At 47.6% G+C, this 7,493-nt stretch carries 6 protein-coding genes; 4 read left to right on the top strand and 2 right to left on the bottom strand.

Going from position 1 to position 7,493, the window contains the following annotated elements; genetic code table 11:
- Nucleotides 1–12: 12 nt before the first annotated feature.
- Complete coding sequence (locus tag V6C93_RS35540; protein ID WP_333481414.1) at nt 13–1,317, bottom strand: HEAT repeat domain-containing protein; 1,305 nt, start codon at nt 1,315–1,317, stop codon at nt 13–15.
- A gap of 61 nt (nt 1,318–1,378) precedes the next feature.
- Nucleotides 1,379–1,639, bottom strand: a complete 261-nt coding sequence (locus tag V6C93_RS35535; protein ID WP_333481413.1) for a hypothetical protein — start codon at nt 1,637–1,639, stop codon at nt 1,379–1,381.
- Nucleotides 1,640–2,566: 927 nt separating this feature from the next.
- Here V6C93_RS35535 and V6C93_RS35530 point away from each other — a divergent pair.
- The 4 genes from V6C93_RS35530 to V6C93_RS35515 form a co-directional block, all read left to right on the top strand.
- Nucleotides 2,567–4,156, top strand: coding sequence for a ferredoxin--nitrite reductase (locus tag V6C93_RS35530; RefSeq protein ID WP_333481412.1), 1,590 nt, complete (start codon nt 2,567–2,569; stop codon nt 4,154–4,156).
- Between the two features lie 241 nt (nt 4,157–4,397).
- A complete protein-coding gene (locus V6C93_RS35525; protein WP_333481411.1) occupies nt 4,398–5,714 on the top strand; it encodes an ABC transporter substrate-binding protein in 1,317 nt (438 codons plus the stop codon).
- Between the two features lie 119 nt (nt 5,715–5,833).
- Nucleotides 5,834–6,694 (top strand): nitrate ABC transporter permease, encoded by an 861-nt coding sequence (ntrB, locus tag V6C93_RS35520; protein ID WP_333481410.1) that lies wholly within the window; start codon nt 5,834–5,836, stop codon nt 6,692–6,694.
- Between the two features lie 158 nt (nt 6,695–6,852).
- A partial coding sequence (locus V6C93_RS35515) for a nitrate ABC transporter ATP-binding protein (protein ID WP_349262938.1) occupies nt 6,853–7,493 on the top strand: 641 nt, incomplete at its 3' end.

Genomic DNA, 7,493 nt, shown 5'->3' with positions numbered 1-7,493 from the left:
TATTCCCCATCCCTAAACGTGCCATTGTGCCAGCGCGATCGCAACTCCTTGCTTTAAGACAGGTGTTAGGTTCTCGTCAGCCGCCAGTTGCTCTAACTGCTGGTGCGCCGTTGGGAAGTTTTTCAAAGCGGCGATCGCATGGAGTCTTACAGTATCCGCCGGATCTGCCAATAATCTCACCAAGGCATCCATTGCGCTCCCTTCTCCCAAGTGACCCAATGCCTGTGCTAAAGATTGTTTGACCGTCACAGATGTTGTAGCTAGGTATTGCGAATCGACAAAATCGAGGAGAATCTGAGTCGCTCTCGTTTTAAGAACGGGCTGCTCTATACGTCCCAATAAGGTGACAATTTCATGCACGCATTCCACCGACACATGAGCCAGTGCCTGCTGTAAATAGTCTAAAGCTTTATCGGTGCCCACCCAACCCAAGGCACGAACAAAGTCGATTTGTAAGGGAATGGGTGTTGCGGGTGATTGAATGACTTCAAATAACGCATGAGCGGCCTCATCAGTTCCCGAACGTCCTAATGCGATCGCTGCTTGCTGGCAAACGTCTCGGTTAAAGTCATGAAGAAGTGCTTTAATCCGATTGAGCAAGCCTAATTGGGCCCACAAATCAGAGCGTAAGCCCAAACCCGTCACGGCTTCCTTTCTCACGACGGCGGCATGATCATCCAATGCCTCAAGCAGGACAGGTGGAATTCTGGAGTCATGAAAGCTGCTGAGTGCTTCAATTGCTGTAGAGCGCACTGCCACCTGGGAGTCGTGAACCACACTTAATAAGGGCTCGATAATTTCTGGGCGGCGAATTTGGGAGAGTGCAGTAGTTCCCAACAACCGTGTCTGCGGATCGGCTAATAAGCTAGCCAAAGCATCAACTGCCGAGTTACCGAGACTGGAGAGGGCGTTTGCTGCCATTGCGGCTAAATCTTCATCCTCAGCCGTTTTGAGCAAATTGACCAACGTGAGAATGACAGTGGGATGGTTAAATTCGGCTAATATACGGCCTGCAAACCATCGCACCTCCATATCTGTCTCGTCGTCTTCCAGAATTTCAATCAAAGGTGCGATCGCACGTTCTCCCAGTTTGGGAAACAGCTTAGCCACTTCCCAGCGTTCTCGAAAATCTCCCGCATCGAGAACCTCTAAAGCCAGGTTCAGGACTTGCTCTAAATCAGTCTCATGCAGTGCTGCTGATTCAGCATCGGCGTCTGTGGCGTTTGTACCCAATGGCAGATGCTGTAAGTATTGATTGAGCAATGACCAATTTTCCTGATAGGCCGCAGCAGTCGCTTGTTCTAAAAGCTCTGACATTATCTAATTTTTAGTTTTGGCGAGATTAATTTTACCTAATCCAAAATCTAAAATCGCCTTGTCAAAGCTCGTCCCCGTCTGTGAATAACCCCTCACCATTGAGCAGTTGCCAAATTGTGACCGTTCCCCAAGCCACAGCATATATTGTCTGCATGATAATCATCATCAGCATTGCAAATACAGCAATCAGGAGGCTACAGGTAACGATCGCAACTTCTTCTGAGACAAGAGTTGATATTTGTTCGGGTTGTCTTCTGCTGGATTTTACTATTAAGTAAGTGTTTTTGAGGTTTTGAGCTGAAGTTGATGTTGGGTCAAACATTTTGGCTCCCTTCTGAATTATAAAACAGATAGTCTAGTCATCGTTCAGCAGTCTTTTAAATGGCTTTGAGAAATTTATCTCTAACTTGATAGAGCATTGTAAAATCTGGGTTATGATACGTAATCTTTGATTTTTTTAGATTAACGAATTTAAGCCCAGTCTTATATTCTATGAATAATTGATCAGCCTCAGATTAAGCCATTAGGCTGGATTAAACTCCGCCTAATGGCTGAAATCAAAGCAGCTCCAATCTTATTTTCAATTCAGTCCATAATGGCGCTGCTCTGTCAAGAAGGGAGAAACCCCCATTGTAGAGAGCCGACAATCGCGTCAGCGAGCTTGAAGGAGTCAGCGCAGATGGCATTCAAGGGGAGTAGGGAATAGGGAGTAGGGAGTCTCAAACCCACGTCTCGTAAATTGGTGTGAATGAAAAAGCGCCTGGGAGTCTTGCCGTGTTTCGACCCCAAGCGCGTTTTCGTTGTAACTTTATCTCCTCACACAAGAGATAGAATATCCCTTCTCAGCTCTGGGGAGGTTAGAGTAGGTGACACTTTAATAAGTGACACTCACCAGATAAAAACTGAAGAGCTAATCTCTTCATAAATCTTTAAACAAAAAATTACTTGATCGTGTTTGGTAACCGAACTTGGGACAAAAAGGGCTGAATTTCACAGACGCTATGGCTTCTGAGCGTTGATTGGATCGACCTTAGGGAGGAATGTTCTCTTCTGAGCAACTGCTTTATGTTCAAATTGCATAATAATTATGCTTTTTCTTCATAAACTGCAACATATTGTAACTTAAGATACAAATTCTCCTTTAAAGCGCCAATAACCTTATTTGCAAATAGCAATTTAAAGAGTAATTGAATTAGCGCTCTGGAAGACCTTGGGAACATTGGAGCGCTACCCCGCAAAGGAAAAACCTATGACAAGCGCAACCAAGCCAGTGGCCAGTCTCAACAAATTTGAAAAATTCAAGGCAGAGAAAGATGGTCTTGCGGTTAAGTCAGAGTTAGAGCAATTTGCCCAACTTGGCTGGGAAGCGATGGATGAAACCGATCGCGAACATCGGCTTAAGTGGCTCGGAGTCTTCTTCCGCCCCGTGACTCCCGGCAAGTTTATGGTGCGGATGCGTTTACCCAACGGTATTCTCAGCAGTACTCAAATGCGAGTGTTAGCTGAAGTGCTGCAACGCTACGGCGAAGACGGCAGTGCTGATATTACCACTCGGCAAAACATTCAGCTACGGGGTATCCGAATTGAAGATATCCCTGATATTTTTACGCGATTTGAGCAAGTGGGTTTGACCTCTGTGCAATCGGGGATGGACAACGTCCGTAACATCACCGGTTCGCCGGTGGCTGGAATTGACGCGGCTGAATTGATTGATACGCGGAAGTTGGTGCAACAGGTTCAAGACATGATCACCAACCAAGGGAAAGGAAACCCAGAGTTTACCAACCTGCCCCGGAAATTCAATATTGCGATCGCAGGTGGTCGAGACAACTCCGTTCATGCGGAAATTAACGACCTCGCCTTTGTGCCGGCTTACAAAGACGGGGGCGACCACAAGGGGGGCGACCACAAGGGTACGCCCCTACTAGGTTTTAACGTTGTCGTGGGCGGCTTCTTCTCCGCCAAACGCTGTGATGCGGCGATTCCTCTACATGCCTGGGTGACGCCGGACGATGTCGTTGATGTGTGCCGTGCGGTCTTAGAAGTCTACCGCGACCACGGTCTCAGAGCGAATCGACAAAAAGCACGCCTGATGTGGCTGATTGATGAATGGGGTATCGACAAGTTTCGCAGTGAAATCGAAAATGCCCTAGGACGAACCCTACAACCAGAGGCAGAAAAAGACGAATTCGATTGGGACAAGCGGGATCATCTTGGTGTCTTTCCTCAAAAGCAACCCGAACTCAACTACGTCGGTGTACACATCCCCATCGGACGCCTATATGCCCAGGATATGTTTGACTTGGCACGAATTGCTGAAGTTTACGGCAATGGCGAAATTCGCCTCACCGTTGAGCAAAATGTGATTATCCCCAATGTTCCCGATTCTCGGTTAGATGCTTTCCTTGCTGAACCCTTGCTAGAGCGGTTTTCCATTAACCCCGCCTCTTTGACGCGAGCCTTAGTCTCTTGCACCGGCTCTCAATTTTGCAACTTTGCTCTGATTGAAACGAAAAATCGAGCATTGACCCTGATTAAGCAGTTAGAAGCTGAACTCGACTTGCCGCGTCCGGTGCGAGTTCACTGGACGGGTTGCCCCAACTCCTGCGGTCAACCCCAAGTGGCAGACATCGGTTTGATGGGCACCAAGGTTCGTAAAGACGGCAAAACCGTTGAAGGTGTCGATTTATATATGGGCGGCAAAGTTGGGAAAGATGCTCATTTAGGTAGCTGTGTGCAAAAAGGTATTCCTTGCGAAGACCTCAAACCTGTATTGCAACAATTACTGATTGAACAGTTTGGTGCTAAGCCGAAGCAAGCGGCTGTTGTGTCCTCCTAACTCAGGTCATCCTTACAGGAGTTTTCCGTTGTATGAACCACAATCATCAGACCTAACCCCCAACCCCTTCCTTACTAGGGAAGGGGAGACAATCAAAGCCTCTCTCCTACAAGGAGAGAGGTTTGGAGAGAGGTCTGCGTGTGGTCTATTCATTTGAAAATCGCTGTAAGTACTCTTCACTTCCCAATCTGTCAGGGTTGGGAATACCTCCAAGCTACTGAACAGCATCCAAAAATCTGCTATGACCAAATTTTCCAGACGGCAATTCCTCATCACCGCAGGCGCAGCTACAGCCGCCTCTGTGTTAATCCACGGCTGTTCTAGTGGCAGCAGTACCTCGAAATCCGATGCTAAAGGCTCATCATCTAGCAGCACTGGCCCGGCTGCCAATGCGCCGAAAGTAGAAACAACCAAAGCCAAGCTGGGATTTATTGCCCTCACCGATTCCTCTCCTCTGATTATTGCCAAGGAAAAGGGCATCTTTGAAAAGTATGGAATGAAGGACGTCGTACTGGAAAAGCAAAAGTCATGGCCTGTAACCCGCGACAACATCAAACTCGGCTCAGCAGCCGGGGGTATTGATGGAGCACACATCTTAAGCCCGATGCCTTATCTGATTACCCTCAACGATAAGGTGCCGATGTATCTCCTGGCGCGGTTGAATACCAATGGTCAGGCGATTTCGGTTGCCAATACCTACAAAGAGATGAAGGTAGGCTTGGACAGTAAGGGACTGAAACAAGCCGTTGACAAAGCCAAATCCGCGAATAAGCAACTCAAAACGGCCATTACCCTACCTGGTGGTACCCATGATTTATGGATGCGCTACTGGCTAGCCGCAGGTGGTATCAACCCTGATAAGGATGTGGTCAACGAACCCGTCCCACCGCCTCAAATGGTGGCGAATCTCAAAGTGGGAACGGTAGACGCCTTCTGTGTGGGTGAACCCTGGAACGCCCAACTGGTCAACCAAAAACTGGGTTACACCGCTCTCGTGACGGGAGAACTATGGAAAGACCATCCAGAGAAAGCCTTTGCCATGCGCAAAGATTGGGTGGACAAAAATCCTCAAGCGGCGAAGGCACTTTTGATGGCTATCCAGGAAGCACAGCAGTGGTGTGACAAGCTGGAAAACAAGGAAGAGATGTGCAAAATCGTCTCTGGTCGCAAATACTTCAATGTCGATGTCAAAGATATTTTAGGGCGGGCTAAAGGCACGATTGACTATGGTGATGGTCGCCCAGTTGTTGAGAATAGCCCTCTATTAATGAAGTTCTGGTCAGATAACGCCTCCTATCCTTACAAAAGCCACGATACTTGGTTTTTGACGGAAAACATCCGCTGGGGCAAGCTTCCAGCGGATACCAAGGTCAAGGAACTGGTCGATTCTATCAACCGAGAAGATTTGTGGAAAGAAGCCGCGAAAGCGATTGGTGTTCCCGATGCCCAAATTCCCACAAGCACGTCTCGTGGTGTTGAGACGTTCTTCGATGGTGTCAAGTTCGACCCAGAAAAGCCAGAAGAATACTTGAAGAGCCTCAAGATTAAGAAAGCCTAATCGCGGTAACGACCAAGACGCGATATTTTCTTTCGCGTCTGGTAAAAAATCAAACCGTTCGCAATCAGCAATAGCGCTATAAGTCAACTGAGCATCGGATTTTAGGAGACATTTTAAGGATGACCGCACGGCTTGAGAGTGGTTCTAGACCCAGAAAAATGCAAACGTCCATTGGTTCACTGATCCAGAAGCAAGGAAAAATTTTCCTACCTCCGCTCATGGCGCTGGCTGTTTTCCTGGTGATTTGGCAGCTCCTATGTTGGAGTCCTACCTCCAATTTACCCAGTCCGCTCAAAATGTTTACGGATACCTGGGACCCCTTTATCATCCATCCTTTCTTTGATAATGGTGAAACAGATAAGGGACTCGGTTGGCAAATTCTTTTCAGTTTAGGGCGAGTGGGTCTGGGTTTCTCATTAGCGGCAATTGTGGGAATTGCATTGGGTATCGTGGTTGGAGCCAATTCATTTATCTATCACGCGGTAGATCCGATATTTCAGGTATTGCGAACTGTCCCTCCCCTAGCGTGGCTACCGATTTCCTTAGCGGCGTTAAAAGCGGCAAATCCCTCAGCTATTTTCGTAATTTTTATTACCTCTATCTGGCCAATCATTATCAACACAACCGTAGGCGTACAGCAGATTCCTCAAGATTACAGAAATGTAGCTAGAGTATTACGGTTATCTCGCAAAAAGTATTTCTTTAAAATTTTGTTCCCTGCCGCTGTCCCCTATATTTTTACAGGCTTAAGGATTGGAATCGGCTTATCATGGCTAGCGATCGTTGCGGCTGAGATGTTGGTTGGTGGTGTGGGGATTGGCTCCTTTATTTGGGATGCTTACAACACGACAACAGCGACTAATCTCAGTGAAATTATCCTCGCCCTGATTTATGTGGGTCTTGTTGGTTTGATGCTGGATCGGCTGGTAGGTTTCATATCCCGACTGGTTGTTACTTCTGAACAGACAGAACAGAAATAGAGTTTTGGCTGTAACGCAATTGAACCAATGCATTATTAGGTGGGTTGGACATCAAGATATCGGCTCAACCCAGCTCATGCACAGGTTCAAATTTCATGAGTTCAAAACTGCCTCCTGCAACACTCAACCCGTACAACTCATTCACTCCACCGAAAGCCATGTCTGTCTTTGTTGAAGTAGACCATATTGACCGGGTATTTCCCCTAGCGAACGGCGGAAGTTATATTGCGCTCAAGAATATTGAACTGAGAATTCGACAAGGTGAGTTTATTTCCTTAATCGGTCACTCAGGTTGTGGAAAATCCACGTTGTTGAATATCATTGCAGGTTTGGATAAACCGACTCGTGGCGGTGTGATTCTGGAAGGTCGCCAGGTGACTCAACCCGGCCCCGATCGCATGGTGGTATTTCAGAACTACTCCCTCTTACCTTGGCTCACGGTTCGGGAAAACATCGCCTTGGCAGTGGATGAAGTCATGGCGAATCGACCCAAGGGTGAACGTAAAGGGATTGTTGAACACCATATTGATTTAGTGGGTCTGCGCCATGCCGCTAAGAAGCGACCCGGTGAGCTTTCGGGGGGGATGAAACAACGGGTTGCGATCGCACGCGCTTTAGCGATTCGACCTAAGTTGCTGCTGTTGGATGAACCGTTTGGGGCGCTGGATGCCCTGACACGAGGCGGTTTGCAAGAGCAATTGATGAAAATCTGCGAAGAGAGCCATGTGACCTGTGTGATGGTCACTCACGACGTAGATGAGGCACTCCTACTATCCGATCGCATCGTCATGCTCACCAA

Origin of the sequence: Allocoleopsis sp. (genome assembly GCF_036703385.1) — a bacterium.
Lineage (GTDB): Bacteria > Cyanobacteriota > Cyanobacteriia > Cyanobacteriales > Coleofasciculaceae > Allocoleopsis.
The sequence above is the reverse complement of the archived record's forward strand: the minus strand, read 5'-3'. Positions and strand labels throughout refer to the sequence as shown.

Excerpts from the sequence above, each read along its gene's own strand:
- ntrB (WP_333481410.1), top strand. The coding sequence starts at position 5,834 with ATGACCGCACGGCTTGAGAGTGGTTCTAGACCCAGAAAAATGCAAACG.
- V6C93_RS35540 (WP_333481414.1), bottom strand. The coding sequence starts at position 1,317 with ATGTCAGAGCTTTTAGAACAAGCGACTGCTGCGGCCTATCAGGAAAAT.
- V6C93_RS35525 (WP_333481411.1), top strand. The coding sequence starts at position 4,398 with ATGACCAAATTTTCCAGACGGCAATTCCTCATCACCGCAGGCGCAGCT.
- V6C93_RS35530 (WP_333481412.1), top strand. The coding sequence starts at position 2,567 with ATGACAAGCGCAACCAAGCCAGTGGCCAGTCTCAACAAATTTGAAAAA.
- V6C93_RS35535 (WP_333481413.1), bottom strand. The coding sequence starts at position 1,639 with ATGTTTGACCCAACATCAACTTCAGCTCAAAACCTCAAAAACACTTAC.